The organism is uncultured Ferrimonas sp., from assembly GCF_947489035.1.
GTDB lineage: Bacteria > Pseudomonadota > Gammaproteobacteria > Enterobacterales > Shewanellaceae > Ferrimonas.
In genome coordinates, this window is sequence record NZ_CANLCI010000002.1 from 63,853 (window position 1) to 78,671 (window position 14,819).

Annotated in this window: 16 protein-coding genes; 7 read left to right on the forward strand and 9 right to left on the reverse strand. The window is 57.3% G+C overall.

The annotated features are described in order from the left end of the window. Positions 1 to 6 precede the first annotated feature (6 nt). A complete protein-coding gene (fliB, locus tag Q0796_RS01575) occupies positions 7 to 1,194 on the forward strand; it encodes a flagellin lysine-N-methylase (RefSeq protein ID WP_298439574.1) in 1,188 nt (395 codons plus the stop codon). Positions 1,195 to 2,573: 1,379 nt separating this feature from the next. Here fliB and Q0796_RS01580 read toward each other — a convergent pair. From Q0796_RS01580 to Q0796_RS01620, 9 genes are read right to left on the reverse strand one after another with little or no spacing between them, the layout of a single operon-like run. After that, complete coding sequence (locus tag Q0796_RS01580) at positions 2,574 to 2,948, reverse strand: PilZ domain-containing protein (protein WP_298439577.1); 375 nt, start codon at positions 2,946 to 2,948, stop codon at positions 2,574 to 2,576. Between the two features lie 12 nt (positions 2,949 to 2,960). Beyond that, positions 2,961 to 3,374: a hypothetical protein gene (locus tag Q0796_RS01585; RefSeq protein WP_298439579.1), complete on the reverse strand. Its 414-nt coding sequence runs from the start codon at positions 3,372 to 3,374 to the stop codon at positions 2,961 to 2,963. Further along, the gene (locus Q0796_RS01590) at positions 3,374 to 4,720 is read right to left on the reverse strand and encodes a FliI/YscN family ATPase (protein ID WP_298439582.1); all 1,347 of its coding nucleotides are present in this window, start codon (positions 4,718 to 4,720) and stop codon (positions 3,374 to 3,376) included. The genes Q0796_RS01585 and Q0796_RS01590 overlap by 1 nt, the downstream gene beginning before the upstream one ends. Continuing rightward, entirely contained in the window at positions 4,707 to 5,381 is a 675-nt protein-coding gene (locus tag Q0796_RS01595) for a FliH/SctL family protein (RefSeq protein WP_298439584.1), read from the reverse strand. Before Q0796_RS01595 ends, Q0796_RS01590 begins: the two co-directional genes overlap by 14 nt. Then, positions 5,381 to 6,391, reverse strand: a complete 1,011-nt coding sequence (locus Q0796_RS01600) for a FliG C-terminal domain-containing protein (protein WP_298439586.1) — start codon at positions 6,389 to 6,391, stop codon at positions 5,381 to 5,383. Before Q0796_RS01600 ends, Q0796_RS01595 begins: the two co-directional genes overlap by 1 nt. Further along, a complete protein-coding gene (fliF, locus tag Q0796_RS01605) occupies positions 6,381 to 8,069 on the reverse strand; it encodes a flagellar basal-body MS-ring/collar protein FliF (protein ID WP_298439588.1) in 1,689 nt (562 codons plus the stop codon). The genes Q0796_RS01600 and fliF overlap by 11 nt, the downstream gene beginning before the upstream one ends. Positions 8,070 to 8,077: 8 nt before the next feature. Continuing rightward, entirely contained in the window at positions 8,078 to 8,419 is a 342-nt protein-coding gene (fliE, locus tag Q0796_RS01610) for a flagellar hook-basal body complex protein FliE (protein ID WP_298439590.1), read from the reverse strand. 17 nt (positions 8,420 to 8,436) lie between these two features. After that, positions 8,437 to 9,726, reverse strand: a complete 1,290-nt coding sequence (locus Q0796_RS01615) for a sigma-54 dependent transcriptional regulator (protein WP_298439592.1) — start codon at positions 9,724 to 9,726, stop codon at positions 8,437 to 8,439. Further along, positions 9,723 to 10,706 carry an OmpA family protein gene (locus Q0796_RS01620; RefSeq protein ID WP_298439594.1) on the reverse strand — a complete coding sequence of 328 codons (984 nt, stop codon included), beginning with the start codon at positions 10,704 to 10,706 and terminating at the stop codon, positions 9,723 to 9,725. Before Q0796_RS01620 ends, Q0796_RS01615 begins: the two co-directional genes overlap by 4 nt. A gap of 243 nt (positions 10,707 to 10,949) precedes the next feature. Here Q0796_RS01620 and Q0796_RS01625 point away from each other — a divergent pair, with 243 nt between their 5' ends. From Q0796_RS01625 to fliP, 6 genes are all read left to right on the forward strand, one after another. After that, positions 10,950 to 11,162 (forward strand): hypothetical protein, encoded by a 213-nt coding sequence (locus Q0796_RS01625; protein WP_298439595.1) that lies wholly within the window; start codon positions 10,950 to 10,952, stop codon positions 11,160 to 11,162. 112 nt (positions 11,163 to 11,274) lie between these two features. Beyond that, on the forward strand, positions 11,275 to 12,273 hold the full coding sequence (gene parM, locus Q0796_RS01630) for a plasmid segregation protein ParM domain-containing protein (protein ID WP_298439597.1): 999 nt from the start codon (positions 11,275 to 11,277) through the stop codon (positions 12,271 to 12,273). Positions 12,274 to 12,278: 5 nt separating this feature from the next. Further along, entirely contained in the window at positions 12,279 to 12,866 is a 588-nt protein-coding gene (locus tag Q0796_RS01635; protein ID WP_298439599.1) for a hypothetical protein, read from the forward strand. Next, complete coding sequence (locus tag Q0796_RS01640) at positions 12,866 to 13,726, forward strand: FliM/FliN family flagellar motor switch protein (RefSeq protein WP_298439601.1); 861 nt, start codon at positions 12,866 to 12,868, stop codon at positions 13,724 to 13,726. Before Q0796_RS01635 ends, Q0796_RS01640 begins: the two co-directional genes overlap by 1 nt. Then, entirely contained in the window at positions 13,719 to 14,069 is a 351-nt protein-coding gene (locus Q0796_RS01645) for a FliM/FliN family flagellar motor switch protein (RefSeq protein ID WP_298439603.1), read from the forward strand. Before Q0796_RS01640 ends, Q0796_RS01645 begins: the two co-directional genes overlap by 8 nt. A gap of 34 nt (positions 14,070 to 14,103) precedes the next feature. Beyond that, the gene (gene fliP / locus Q0796_RS01650) at positions 14,104 to 14,817 is read left to right on the forward strand and encodes a flagellar type III secretion system pore protein FliP (RefSeq protein ID WP_298439964.1); all 714 of its coding nucleotides are present in this window, start codon (positions 14,104 to 14,106) and stop codon (positions 14,815 to 14,817) included. The last annotated feature ends 2 nt before the right edge of the window (positions 14,818 to 14,819 follow it).

Consider the following 14,819-nt stretch of genomic DNA (forward strand, 5'->3'; position numbering starts at 1 on the left):
CTCACCATGCAACAGACCACCCTCACGCCCGGCTTTGCCGCCGACTTTCAATGCATCGGCGGCGACTGTGAAGATCACTGCTGTCAGGGCTGGACCATCGCCCTCGATAAAGCCAGCTGCAAGCGCTACAAAAAATGCGGCGACATTGAGATCCGGCAACTGGCTGAGCAGATCACCATCAGCAAAGACAGCCAGCAGAACTGGGGCAAAATGGGGCTGAATGAACAAGGCAACTGCCTGTTTATGGACCACGGTGGCCTGTGTCAGATCCACAGCAAACTGGGGCACAAAGCACTGTCGCCCACCTGCCAAACTTACCCCCGCAGCACCCGCGTGCAAGGGGCACTGCGGTTTGAGTCGATGACCATCTCGTGCCCAGAGGTCTGCCGCAAGGTGCTGTTCAGCGCCAACGCCTTTCAATTCAGTGCCAGCCAAAGCGGCAGCAACGTGGTCGGCCTTGCCGCCCCGGCGTGGGTCGAGGTTGCCCACAATTGCGCCACGGCGATGCTGTCTGAATCCAGCCTGAACTGGCGCACGGCCCTGTACGCCATCGGCTTATTAGCGGAGTTTGTGGAAGGGATAGAAAAAGATCCGATGGCCGCCCTGCGGATTGAACATTTTGCCCAAGCGTTGCTGAATAAAGCCCGCCAAGGCGAGCTTGGTTGCCACTTCAGCCAGCTGCCAAACACCAATAACCACCACAACCGCATGCTGCAAGCGGTCGTTGTTTGGCTGCAGCAAAATGGGCCCTTATCCCACAAACAAAGCCGCGGTGCCAGCCGCCGCCAACAAGCGATGCAAGCGTTAGAAGCCCTGCTGCAAGGGGGACAGTTGCAAATCGAGCCGTTACAGCAAGCGCAACAGCAGGTGCTGGATCCTTACCTTGATGAACAACCGCAACTGATGGCGCAGTTTCTGTTTTACCGCCTCTACCACAACGGTTTTCCGGCAGCGACCGACAGCCCTATCGCGCAATTTGTCGACATCGCCTTTGATTGTTTCTTGCTGGAGCATTACCTGTTGGCCATCAGCGTCCAGCAAGGCCAGTTAAGCGACGCCGATGTGGTGCAGGTGTTCCAGAGCTACCACAGCACCCGCTTCCACAATAAGCAGTTCACTAAGTTTCTGCGCGAGATCCTAAAAGAGTATCGCTGCAACACCGTTGCCGCCGCCGTGGCGCTGTTAAAGCGCTAATTCGCTGCAGCGCAGATGACAAAAAAGGGGATAAGACCGTTGGTCTTATCCCCTTTTGTCTTTAACCGGATCCTGCTTCGCCGCACCCTTGTTCGATTACGCCTGCGGCTAATCCAACCTACATGAGCTTGTAGGCCGCACAGTAGGTCACGTTAGCCGCTGTTTGGCGTAACGTGACAACGCCCATTTGCCGGTGCCAATCCTTACCGCTAAAGCGCACCATTGTTCGATTACGATTGTTCAATTACGCCTGCGGCTGATCCAACCTACATGAGCTAGTAAACCACTTAGTAGGTCACGTTCGCCGCTGTTTGGCGTAACGTGACAACGCCCATGTAACAGTGCCAACCCTTCCCACTGCTGCGCACCATTGTTCGATTACGATTGTTCGATTACGCCTGCGGCGAATCCAACCTACACGAGCTTGTAGTCCGCACAGTAGGTCACGTTCGCCGCTGTTTGGCGTAACGTGACAACGCCCATTTGCCGGTGCCAACCCTTACCGCTAAAGCGCACCATTGTTCGATTACGATTGTTCGATTACGCCTGTGGCTAATCCAACCTACATGAGCTTGTAAGCAACACAGTAGGTCACGTTAGCCGCTGTTTGGCGTAACGTGACAACGCCCATTTTCCAGCACCAACCCTTACCGCTAAAGCGCACCAATGTTTGATTACGATTGTTCGATTACGCCTGCGGCTAATCCAACCTACATAAGCTGGTAAACCGCACAGTAGGTCACGTTCGCCGCTGTTTGGCGTAACGTGACAACGCCCATGTAACAGTGCCAACCCTTCCCACTGCTGCGCACCATTGTTCGATTACGATTGTTCGATTACGATTGTTCGATTACGCCTGCGGCGAATCAAACCTACATGAGCTTGTAGTCCGCACAGTAGGTCACGTTAGCCGCTGTTTGGCGTAACGTGACAACGCCCATTTAACAGTGCCAACCCTTATCGCTAAAGCGCACCATTGTTCGATTACGATTGTTCGATTACGCCTGCGGCTAATCCAACCTACATGAGCTGGTAAACCGCTTAGTAGGTCACGTTAGCCGCTGTTTGGCGTAACGTGACAACGCCCATTTGCCGCTGCCAACCCTTATCACTAAAGCGCACCATTGTTCGATTACGCCTGCGGCGAATCAAACCTACATGAGCTGTAGGCCGCACAGTAGGTCACGTTAGCCGCAGTTTGGCGTAACGTGACAAGGCCCATTTAGCAGTGCCAACCCTTCCCACTGCTGCTCACCATTGTTCGATTACGATTGTTCGATTACGCCTGCGGCGAATCCAACCTACATGAGCTGGTAAGCAACACTGTAGGTCACGATGACCAATACAAAAACGCCGAGCTTAGCTCGGCGTTGGCGCGGTTACATCTGCCGCAATTCGGCGTCGTTCAAGATGGGGGTGAACTGCACGCCGGTGATGACGTCGCCACTGGGAAGGCGGTCTATCCAGCGCACCACCCCATGCCATTGCAGGCTATCGCTGAAATGCAGGGTGAGCTCACTGCCGCAGGCAAAGTGTTGCTGGCAGACAAAGGCACAACCGCCTTTGGAGACATTTTGCAGCTCGGCCACCACCGGTTTGGGCCGGAAGAAGCCGAATTTGGTCGGCAGTTCAATCACCACCGTGGCCCGATCCTGATTCAACGGATCGCGGTATTTAAGATAGCTAAAACGCGGGAAGGCCCGCGCTTGGTGGCCGACTTGGGGCGTAAGCCCTTTCGGTTTGACCTCAGACATAACAAGCTCCGGTTATGGGTTTAGCCGACGTCGAGCAGCAAACTCATCCTGTTGCCGCTGCTCTGCCTTCAAACGCGCTTGTACTGCTCGTTCACTGCGTTGATTCGACAGCCACTGTAATCCTTGTCGGCGCCGTAGGATATGACCCCAAAGCCGCTCCAAACGGCGCTGCTCTTGGGTCAACAGTTCAATTTTGTGTTGGTTTTGCTGCTGCAGTGGCAGCAGTTGCAAACTCAGCTGCTGGCCATTGGCCAGTTGCGCCACGCAACTGCAACTGCGCTGCAAGCTGGTTAACTTTTGCCGCAGCCACTGTTGCTGCTGTTGCAGTTGATCCAGCCGCAGTCGATTGGCGCTGCGCTGCTGCCCCAGCTTACTCAGCTGCTGTTCCAGCTGTTCCGCCAGCCGTGCGATGCTGCCGCTGGCCATTATGGCGCCCCAACTGGCGCTGGCTGCAGCAGTTGCATCAGCTGATCCAGTTCGGTGGCGGCGCGGTCGAGATCCACCGCTTCATGTTGCTGCTGTTGCAGGTACGCGCGGATCTGTGGGTACTGCTGCACCGCCAGATCCAGCTCGGCGTCTTGGCCGGGCTGGTAACCCCCTAACGGGATCAGCTCTTGCACGTCGCGGTAGCGGCCCAGCAACTGCCGCACGCGGTTGATCTGATCCAAGCGTGGCCGTGGCAACAGTTGATCCGCCACTCGCGATACCGAGGCGTTCAAGTCGATGGCGGGGTAATGCCCTTGCTGCGCCAACTGGCGGCTTAACACCATGTGGCCATCTAAAATGGCGCGGGCGGCATCGGCGATGGGATCTTGCTGATCGTCCCCTTCAGCCAACACCGTATAAAAGGCGGTGAGCGATCCTTGCGGATGCTCGCCGTTACCGGCCATCTCTACCAACGCTGGCAGCGCCGAAAAGACCGACGGCGGATAGCCGCGGGTGGCCGGGGGTTCGCCCACGCTCAGGCCAATTTCCCGTTGAGCTTGAGCGTAACGGGTTAGGGAGTCCATCAGCATCAATACGGTTTGGCCTTGATCGCGAAAGCCACAGGCGATCTGATGGCACAAACGGGCGGCGCGCAGGCGCATTAATGGGGTGGCGTCGGCTGGGGCGGCGATCACCACCGCTTGCTGCAAGCCCGCTTCCCCTAAGGCGTGTTCAATGAATTCGCGCACTTCGCGGCCACGTTCGCCAATCAAGCCCACCACCACAATCGGCGCATCGGTGTAGCGGGTCATCATGCCCAACAGCACCGATTTGCCGACGCCAGAGCCCGCAAACAGCCCTAAGCGTTGCCCTTGGCCGATGGGCAGCAAGCCGTTGAGTACCCGCACCCCCACATCCAGCTGTTTGCCGATGGGTTGCCGCAGCAGCGGGTTGGGGCTGCTGAGCCGGGCGCTTTGGTACTGCACCTGTTGCAGCGGCCCTTTGCCATCAATCGGGCGCGCGCAGCCATCAAGCACCCGCCCCAGCAAGCCGTTGCCGACGGGGATTTGCGCTGGCCGCGACAGTGGCCGCACCCGTGCTCCGGGGCGCAACCCCTCTACCGATTCCAGCGGCATCAGTTGCAGTTTTTGCTCTTTAAAGCCCACCACTTCCGCTTCGATTTCGCCGCCATTGCTGGTTGCTACCCAGCAGCGTTGGCCAATGCCCAGCTGGCAACCTACCGCTTGCAGCAGCAGCCCGCTCACTTGGGTCAGCTTGCCATAATGCTGGGCCAGCTCGATGTCGTCCCACTGGATCTGCGCCAGGGCGGAATTAAGCGCCGTCACCGATAAGATGCTCTGCTAGTTTGTCGATGCAGGCTTGCAACCGCAGCGCGGCGGAAGCGTCGGCTTCGCTCACGTTGGAGCTAACCAGCAGATCGCCTAGGGTTAATTCGGGATCGGCCACCAAGCGCCACGCGGCCAGTTCCGGCAGTGCCGCCAGCGCTTTTTGGCTGCTGGGGTGCAAGCGCACTTCGATGTCGCTGGCGCCGCTGGGTAAGGTGGCGATGGTGTCTTCCAGTAACGGAATGATGCGCCGCGGCTGCAGTTGCAGCTCTTGCCGGATCACTTTGTCGCACACCTGTTGCACTAGGGCGACAATCACCTGCTGTTGTTGCGCTAACTGTTGTTGGTGGGCTGTATCAAGCTGCGCTTTTAAGGCGTTCAGTGGCAGCAACAACTGTTCTAATTGCTGCTGCGCCTGCGCCTGCCCTTCGGCGTAACCTTCGCTGTGGCCTTTGGCGCGGCCTTCAATCAAGCCTTGCTGTACGCCTTCGTCGCGACCTTGTTGCTGCCCCTGTTGTTGCCCTTGCAGCAGCCCTTGTTGGTAGCCTTGTTCGCAGGCGTCCTCGTGGCTTTGCCACTGGCTGTGCTGCTCGCCATTTAAGGTGCTAAAGCGGTGATGACGAGCCTGTGTGTGGCTAAGACGCCAACGGGCTTGGCTCATCATTCCACCACCTGATCTTCAAACAACTGCAGATCCAGCGCGCCGTTGTCCATCATCTCTTTGGCCATCCGCATCACTTCGCTGCGCGCCGCTTCGGCCTGACTGTTTGGAATGCCCCCCAAGGCGGTGATCTGATTCCCCAAACTTTGCGCCATCCGTTTTGGCAGCGCCGCCATGATCGCTTTGCGTACGCTACTGTCGGTGCCTTTGAGCGCCGTGGCCATCAGCTCCATCTCGATTTCGGCCACCAGCGTTTGCAGCACTTCATCTTGCTGTCGACCCAAGATGATGAAGTCGAACATCTTCGCTTCCACTTCTTGTGCCACGGTGTGGTTGTGTTCGCGCAGGGTCTTTAACAGCGCGGTTTTCTGGCCCCCAAAGTTGTTGACGATGTCGGCCACGCACTGGGTGCCGTCCACCTTCGGCGCCTTGGTTTGGTTCGAGCGCAAAATGCAGCGCTCAATCAGCTGTTCCACTTCATCCACGGCGGCGTTGTTAACCTGATCCATGGTGGCGATCCGATAAAGGATGTCGTCGTGGCTGGCCGCCGGCAGCAGCTCTAACACAATCGCGGATTTTTGCGCGCTCAGCATCGCCAACAAGTTGGCCTGCATCTGGTGGTGTTCCTGGCTCAGTTCATCCGCCAGCAGTTGATCGTCGATCCATTCCAACCGTTGCACGGCGTCGTGCACATCGTGGCCATACACCTGTTCAATCAGGCTTTTGGCCGCCGTGGCTCCCACCGCATCGTGCAGGGTGCGCGCCAACGAATCCCGATCCGCTTTCTTGATGCCCGCGTTTTGCTGGTACAGGGTAAAAAACTGCTGCAACACTTGTTGGGCGTCTTGGCTACTGACCTGTTTTAAGGTCGCCATTTTCTGGGTAAGGCGCTGAATATCAAGGGAAGACAACCGCTGCATCACCCGCGCCGATTGCGCTTCGGGCAGGCTTAGCATGATCATCGCGGCCTGTTCTACTGGTTCGAGTTCGGCGCTGACGTTATCGCTCATGGGGACGTTCTCCTCCGCTCAGCATCTGTTCGATCACTTCGGCCACTTTTTCCGGCTCTTGTCCGGCTAACATGCCAAGGTGCTGCAATTGGGTATCCAAGCTGGCATCCGATGCGGGCACCAAGGCCAAGCCTGGAATGGTGCCATCGTCGTTATTGCCCACCGCTAGGGGTGGCGCGTCGCTGCCCGTGGCGGCCATTAAGCCTTGTTCTGGCATCGGCTCGGTCACGCCAATGTGGCTGGCGCTGGCCTTGTCGCTGCCGGCGGTTGGCTGTTGCTGTTGGTCGTAGTTGCGCGTGATGCTGCGCACCAGTGGACGCACCACCAGCAGCAACATCAGCAGGGTTAACAACACGCCGATGCCGATCCGCAGGTACAGTTGATTGGCCGCTTGTTGCCACCACGGTGGCTCCACCACCGTTACCGGTTGCGCCACTTGAAATGGCAGGGTCGCCAAGCTGAATTTATCGCTGCGCTGGGTTTGGTAGCCAACGGCGTCTTGCACCATCACCGCCACGCTATCGAGCTGCGCTTGTTCCCAGTTTTGGGCTTGCACTACGGCGTCGTTCAGCAGCACCGAAATGGACAGTTGCTCAACCAGCCCTTGCTGTTTTTGGGTGCGCGTGATGGCGCGCCCTACTTCAAACTGGCGCTTTATCTGCTCATCTTGGTTGGTGATCTCGCTGCTGCCGGGCTCCGCTTGCCCCTGCCCGGCTGGCAGATTGGACAGCGCGCCGGGAATGCCAACGGGATCGGGCACTAAACGGCTGATCAAATTCGTGGACTCTTGTCGCACCACCGGATTGGGATCGATCGATTCGCGGGTTTCATTGACTTTGTCGAAGTTCACCTGCGCCGACACCTGCACCCGAAAGTTGCCGAAACCCAGCAGGGGTTCCAACATGGTGCTGGCGCGTTCCACCAAGCTTTGCTCTAACTGCTGCCGAAACTGGGTGTGTTGATCGCTCATGCCTAGGCCAGCGCTGGTTTGATCGCCACTGAGCAGCTGCCCCTGCTGATCCACCACCCGCACCCGGGCGGTGGCCAATCCGGTCACGCTGCCCGCCACCAGATTCACAATCCCGGCCACTTCGCTGCGGCCCAATTGGGCACCGCTTTCCAGTTCCACCATCACCGACGCCGTTGGCTTGGGATCGTCGCTGCGCATGAACACTTGGGTTTTCGGTACGGCCAGATGCACCCGGGCGCTGCGTACTTGTTGCAGCCCCATGATGGTGCGCGCCAGCTCGCCTTCTAAGCCTTGGCGGTAGCGGGCTTGCTCCATAAATTGGCTGGTGGTCATGTCGCTGTTGAAGCTATCAAACCCGTTCGGCAATCGCGCTTGCACTCCGCGCGCCGCCATCAGCATCCGCACTTCGCCCACTTGATCCGCCTGCACCAGTACGGTGCCGTCCTGTGGCGAGATCTGATAGGCGCGGCCTTCCGCTTCTAAAATTTCAATCACTTGGGCGCTGTCGAAGTTCTCCTGCGCGCCATACAACGGCCGGTACTGGATCGACACCGACCAGAGGATCATTACGATGCAGCAAGCAACAACCACCGCCAGCAAGGCCACCAGCGAAATGCCAATAGAGGGGGTTTTCACGCGGCCAAACAAGCCTTTGAGCGCGCCGAGTTGTTGTTGCGGTAATTCCGATTCACGAACAAGGGTGGTCATGCAACTTCCTACAACGGCATGTTAATGATTTCATCGAGGGCTTTTACCAGGCGATTGCGCACCTGCACCATCGCGGTAAACGACAGCTCTGCCTTCTGTGACGCCACCATGGCGCCAACCAAATCGTCACTTTGGCCAAGCTCAACCTGCCGCATCTGCTCTCCGGCTTGCACCTGATCAAGGTTGATCCCTTGGATCTTGCTGTGCATCAGATCGGCAAAGCTGGCGAAGGGTTGCCCCGCCACCTGCCAGTCGCTGTCGGCGGCCATGATGGGCGCTTCTAAGCGTTGTTGGTTGGCATCAAGGCGAGTAAGGATCGCTTGTTCCGATAACATAATCGGGCTGGGCATAAGGGGACTCTCCCTGATTAAAAGTTGGCGGCGCGCTTAAGTTCGGAATCGATGTCGATGCCGTTCTCTCGCATTTGCGCCAGTTTGTAACGCAGGGCTCTGGGGGTGATCCCCAAGGCTTCTGCACTGCGGCTACGATTGCCGCTGTTTTGCTTCAACACATCCACAATGCATTGAAACTCTAATTGCTTCTTCGATTGGGCAATCGCTTGCCCTACCGGCGCGGCGGCCACGGCGTCAAAACCCAAATCGGTGGCCATTAAGCTGGCGCCGTGGCGCATCACTAAAGCGCGCTGCAGGCGGTTGTCGAGCTCGCGCACGTTGCCGGGCCAGTCATGATTCAGCAGCGCATCGCGAGCGCAGTTGCTTAGGCTGCAATGGCTGGCGTTGTATTGGCGGCTGTAACGCTGCAGCAGGCTTTGGGCGATGGGCAAAATGTCTTCACGGCGCTCTTTCAGGGGCGGTATGTGCAGTGGCAAAACGTCTAAGCGGTAGAACAGATCTTGGCGGAAACGGCCAGCGGCCACTTCGGCGCGCAGATCGCGGTTGGTGGCGGCAATCACTTTAATGTCCAGCTTGATCGGCTGGTGACTGCCCAGCTTTTCCACTTCTCGTTCTTGCAGCACGCGCAGCAGTTTGGCTTGCAGTGCCGGCGACATCTCGCTGATCTCATCCAGCAACAAGGTGCCGTGATTGGCGTGTTCAAACTTGCCAATTTTGTCGCTAAAGGCGCTGGTGAAAGCCCCTTTCACATGCCCAAACAACAGGGTTTCCAACATGCTATCGGGAATGGCGGCGCAATTAACGGTCACCAAGGGTTGAGCGGCACGGGGGCTGTGTTCGTGGATGTAGCGGGCGAAGCACTCTTTGCCCACCCCACTTTCCCCCGACAACAACACCGTGGCTGGCACCATCGCAGCGCGCTGCGCCAACATCATCAACTGGCGGCTGCTGGGGGCAGAAGCCACCATGGTGCTGGTGCTTTGGCTGACACAGAGCAGCCGCTGCAGCAGCAGTTCCAGCTGCACCACTTCCAGCGGCAGCAGCAGGTAATCGTCGGCGCCATTGGCCAAGGCCGCGCTGGCCAGATGGGGCTGTTCCGGTTGCACTAGGGCGATGGTCATGGCGGTTTTTTGCTGCGCTAACTTTGCGCCAACCGCCGCTTCCTCAATCAGGGTCAGATCCACTAAGGCCACGTCGGCGCTGGTCGTTGACTGGGTGGCATCGGTTGGTTGCCACCCTTGTTGCGCCAACCGAGCCACCAGCGCGTCATCCAGCGTTATGCCATCAAGTTGGTAATGCATCATTGCCCTGCCCCCAATGCCTGCGGCTGCGGCAAGGTTTGATTAAAATCGACACTGCTTTGGTGTTGCGGCAGTGATTGGCCTTCCAGTTCCAGCCGGATCGACACCCGGCGGTTACGTTGCCGACCATCGGCGGTGCGGTTTGAGGCGATCGGGTAGCGTTCGCCGTGGCCTCGGGCTTCAATCATGTGCGCTGAAACGCCTGCGGCCACTAACCGCGACACCACTTCGTCGCTGCGGGCTCGGCTTAACACCAGGTTTTCCAAACTGTCGCCACGGTTGTCGGTGTGGGCATCAATCAGGATCCGCGCCACCTTGGGATCGGCGTTAACGTAGGCGGCTACCGCATCCACTTCGATTTTCTGAGCGGCGGTTAAGGTGAAACGAGCGCTGGCCATCGGCAGTTGCAGATTACGCAGCTGTTCAAACGAACGCGGCAGCAGCTGTTGCTGACACGCTAAAAACTGTTGCGCTGCCGCTTTGGCTTGGACATTTTGCGCCTGCACCAGATAGCGGCCAGCGCGAGCTTGGATCTGACTTTGCCAGCTCCAACCACGCAGCAGCGCTTGCAAGGCGGCGGGGGCGGCCTCGTTGGCGTAACCGCGCTGGCCTTGCCAGATAAGAGGGTATGGGGTGGTGGGCGCTTGGTGTGGCCGTTGCCAATCAGGCACCAGCAGCGTCAGCGTTGATTGCGCTTCCGGTTGATTAAGCCAATCCGCTTGCAGCTGCAACTGCAGCGCCCCACCGGCACGGTGGCGAAGTTGATAGCTGCCAAAATCCGCCACTGGGTGACGCAAGGAACAGGCAAACTTATCGCCACGGTACTGCCATTGCGCTTGCTCTAGCGGCGTTACCGCGGTCACGGTTAACGCCGCGCTCAGCTCGGTTTGGCCAAGCGCCGCGGCGCTCAGTATCGGTGCACTGAGTATGGTGCTTATTAGCAGCAGCCAAACGCTGCTGGGTGTCACTCGCCCTGTCTGCATGATCACTACTTTGATGCTGAATTATGAGAAACGATCCGGCCATTCTTATTACTGTTAACCGCTACGAGCCATTAACAGGAATAGAACAATCCATAAGAAGTTGCATCTAACAAATAGTGTATTAATGCGGTTCTGATTTTCGCGATGATACTACTCAGGGCTAATATAAAGAGCAAGAACCGTAAGTTATAAAACCGGTCATCAAGCCAATATTTTTAAAAACAAAGCGCGGATTACGGCGGCATGGATAATCTCAGCATTGATATGACACTTTATTGTCAGTTGTCATTTTTATACCAGCAAAGCCAGACGCAGCAGAGACTTCCGCCACCACAGCGTAAGCGGAAGCGTTACTTCCGCCCCAGCAAACCCAACGAAAAGCCACAAACCATTATTTTGACAGACGCCAATAAATTGGGCTTATTCGCCCGTCGTTTATTATTAAACCTTAAATAAACGACCCTGCGAGCATTAATAAAACAATTCACCGAGTAAATTTGCTCAGGTTTATTCGCTATGGTAAAAAACGCGCTAATATTCAGACTGTATTGTTTTACTGGGCGTAAATATGACTGTGTTAAAGATTGCTATCGATGATGGCTCCACCAATGTCAAAGTGTGCTGGTTAAATGACGGCGAAATTAACCGCCTGACTTCCCCCAACTCCTTCCGCAAAGATTGGAAAAGCGCTGCCCTTCGTCAGGCGAATTCGGTGTACAACTACCAGATTGGTAACACCAAATACACCTACGATGCGACCTCAGATAAAGCGATGTCGACCACCCACATCGCCTACCAATACGACGATCAAAATTTGCTGGCCGTTCACCACGCCTTGCTGCAAACCGGGCTAACACCACAACCGGTTGAAATCGTTGTGACTTTGCCGATAACCGAATACTACGACGCCGATGACTGCCAAAAGAACGAGGCCAACATCCAGCGTAAGAAAGACAACCTGATGCGCGCCATCTCGCTCAATAAAGGCGAGCTGTTCGAGATTGTGGATGTGCAGGTGATGCCAGAAAGTTTACCGGCGGTCTTGTCGACCTTGGTCAACTCCGACGTGAACGGTTTAACCAAATCCTTAGTGATCGATCTGGGCGGCACCACCTTAGACATGGGGGTGATTGTCGGCGAGTTTGACGAGGTGTCGGACATCTACGGCAACAAAGAGATCGGCGTTTCGATGGTGACTGATGCCGCCAAAAAAGCCCTTGCCGCCGCCGACAGCGACGCCAGCTACTTGGTAGCCAACGAGCTGATCCGCCAGCGCCACGATCCAGACTTTATTGAACAAGTGGTGAATGACGATCAGCAGATCCCACGGATCATGCAGAAGCTGCAAGACAAAATTGAAGAGCTCGGCGCCCAAGTCGCTTACGAAGCGAAGAAGTTTTGCAAAAACCCACACCGAGTCTTTTTGGTCGGTGGTGGGGCCAGCTTAATTGCCGAGGCCATCTGCCAAGCCTACCCAACCCTAGGCAGCAAAGTGGTGCAGGTGAAGCAGGCGCAAACCGCCTTGGCCGAAGAAATTTGCCTATACCAAGCCGCAGCGGCGGAATAACCGTTATGACTGAGCGCACAGGGCCGAAGCAGATCCGCTGCCAATTCACCTTAGACGTTGATACCAATCCGGCGCACGACTACGCCCTCGTGGTGTTACGCCAATGGTTAAAGCAGCAAGAGCAGTGCCACGCCAACGACGAAAACGCGGTGGCCGTCAGCGAATTTAACCGTCAGATCTATCTCTCTGGTTTGTTTTTGCATCTGCTTGATAGTGGCCTACCCGCCACCTTGGCAGACAGCTTTGGGCCCACCCAAGTGCAGCTGTCAACCCTGTGTGATCAGCTGGATCTCAGCCCCCGCGCCAACCTCGGCGGCGGCGAGAGCCAACTGCCACAACAGCTGCCACAACAGCTGGCGCAGCTGCTGCAACAGCAACAACAGCTGCAGCAGCAATTGCAGCAACAAAACCAGCAGCTAACCGAGCAGCTGCAAAGCCTGCAGCAACAGCTGGCTGGGGCTCAGCTCAGCGCGGCGGTAACCCCGAGCGCCCACCGCAACGAGCCGATCACTGCCGGCGCCAACGACAGTGATCTGCCTTCGGCCGACACCATGCAAAAAGTGGCCAACGTCAAAGCAAAAGGACTGTGGTAATGAGATCCTCCGCCTTCATCGACTGCAGCGAACGCACCGCCGACTACCCCAGCCGTAGTTTGATCAAAGGCGACGCCGCCTTTGCCCATCAGCGCGATCACTGGCAGCAATTGAGCCGGCCGATGCTGCTGGCGCTGAACGACGCCCTAAAACCACTGCTGCGCCAAGGCTACCCCGAACTGACCCAGCTGCAGCTGAACAGTGGCCATGAAGTGGTCGCCCCCAGCCATCTGCACCCCTGGCGCACCTTTGTGATTGCCGAGCAAAGCCGCTTACTGGCGGTGCTGCGCATTGATCCCTGCACCTTGTTGCAACTGGCCGGCGCCTACTACGGCAGCAAGCATTTTCAGTGGCTTTCGCCCCTGCAAAGCCAACTGAAACCGGAATTACGCCAAGCCGAGCGCCTGCTTAAAGCGGTGCTAAGCCAGCTGAGCCCCGAAGTTGCGGTGGCCAGCAGCGTCACCATCAGCACCACCACCGAATTGGCGCCCGAGCATTATCGCGAAGGGGTGGAATTTGTTGGCCAGTGGCCCGATGACGTTGACCTGCCCGAGCTGTCGCTGTGGTTTGCCCCAGAGCTGGCCGATCGCTTCTATTGCGACGAATCCTTAGTGGTACCGGAAGCGCCGGATCTAAGCCAAGGGCTGAAACACAAGCTGGAGCAAGTGCCGGTGCAGCTGAAAGTGGAGCTGGCGTCGATGTCGATCCCGCTGCATAACCTGCATCAGCTGAAGCCCGGCGAGATCCTGCCGATTAACCTGCACCCAAGTTGTCCGGTCACCATTGCTGGACGCCGCCTTTTTACTGGGCAGGTGCACACCCAAGAACATTCGATGGTGGTAAAGATCTCCCATGACTAACCTCGATCCCGATCTGATGCTCGACGACGGCTTGCTGGACGATCTGTTACTGGATCAACCCAGCGACCACGACGCCCCCCAGCGCAGTGGCGACATCAACCAATTTCCCGGTCTGCCGCTGCAACTGACCGTTGAGCTGGCACGGATCTCACTGCCCTTGGCGCAACTGCAACAGCTGCAAGTGGGCAATGTGCTGGTGTTAGCCGAGCCCCATCAACCGCAGATGATGCTGCGAGTGAACGGCGAAGCCATCGGCAGCGGAGAACTGGGCCAGAACGATGGCATGTTGGATCTGCGCCTTACCGCCGTTACCCCCTCCATCGTCCAGCAGGGGGAGTCCTAAGGTGGGCCGTTCTCCGCTGCTGGCGCTGCTGCTGATGACACTACTGCTGCTGGCACCGTCGGCTTCCGCAGAGCTGTCGTTGCCGCTGCTGAACCTAACCGACGGCGACAGCAATCAGCAGATCTCCATTAAGCTGGAGATCCTCGCGTTAATGACCCTGCTGAGCCTGCTGCCGGCCATGCTGCTGATGCTCACCAGCTTTACCCGCATCATTGTGGTGCTGGCGATTTTGCGCCAAGCCATTGGCTTGCAGCAGTCGCCCCCCAACAAAGTGTTGGTTGGGCTGGCGCTGGTGCTGACCCTGTGCATCATGCGCCCGGTGGGCACCGCCATCTACACCGACGCCATCGCCCCCTACGACCAAGAGCAGATCAACTTTACCGAGGCTCTGAGCCGCGCCGAAGTGCCGCTGCGGGATTTTATTCAGCCCAACACCCGCCGCAGCGACGTTGAACAGATGCTGCGGATCTCCGGCGAAGACATGACCTTGCAAGACGATCAGGTGCCGTTTTTAGTGCTGATCCCCGCCTTTGTCTTAAGCGAACTGAAATCCGCCTTTCAGATTGGCTTCTTGCTGTTCTTGCCGTTTTTGATCATCGATTTGATTGTCGCCAGCGTGTTGATGTCGATGGGGATGATGATGCTGTCGCCGCTGGTGATCTCGCTGCCCTTTAAGTTGATGGTGTTTGTGCTGGTGGATGGCTGGTCGATGCTCTCTGCCACCCTTACCGCCAGTTATTGGAGTTAGCG